Annotated in this window: 1 protein-coding gene; it reads left to right on the plus strand. The window is 45.4% G+C overall.

Annotated features, from left to right (window positions below):
• Positions 1 to 17 precede the first annotated feature (17 nt).
• Positions 18 to 478, plus strand: a 461-nt coding sequence (locus tag HMPREF3249_RS01640; RefSeq protein WP_059221686.1) for a sigma-70 RNA polymerase sigma factor region 4 domain-containing protein, incomplete at its 3' end; no start/stop codon positions are given.

A 478-nucleotide genomic window follows, 5' to 3' on the forward strand; every position in this document is an offset into this window, starting at 1 on the left:
CAAGGAAGGAGAAGGAAATGGAGTTCAAGGAGTTATATGCCAAGGTGAGAGGAATTGTGCTGAAGTGTCGGAGGGAATATTATGTCCACCTGTGGGAATTAAGCGATTGGGAACAAGAGGGCATGTTGGTGCTCTATCAGTTGGTGAGTCGCTATCCGCAGCTGGTAGAGTCAGAAAGTCAGCTCTATGTTTACTATAAGACCAAGTTCCGGAATCATATCCTGGACATCCTCCGTAAACAGGAAAGTCAAAAACGCAAACTTGATCGTCAAGCTTATGAAGAAGTGAGCGAGATTGGTCACAAGCTCAGCCTGAAAGAACTATATCTGGATGAATTGGTGATTCTCCGAGACCAGCTAAAGAGCTATCAAGCTCAACTGAGCCCAGAGAAACAAGAGCAGTACGAGCGCTTACTAGCCGATGAACGGTTCAAAGGCCGCCAAGCTATGATTCGAGAATTAAGAGCCTACTTAAAAGA

The organism is Streptococcus sp. HMSC36C04 (assembly GCF_001839535.1).
In the GTDB taxonomy this organism is placed as follows: domain Bacteria; phylum Bacillota; class Bacilli; order Lactobacillales; family Streptococcaceae; genus Streptococcus; species Streptococcus hominis.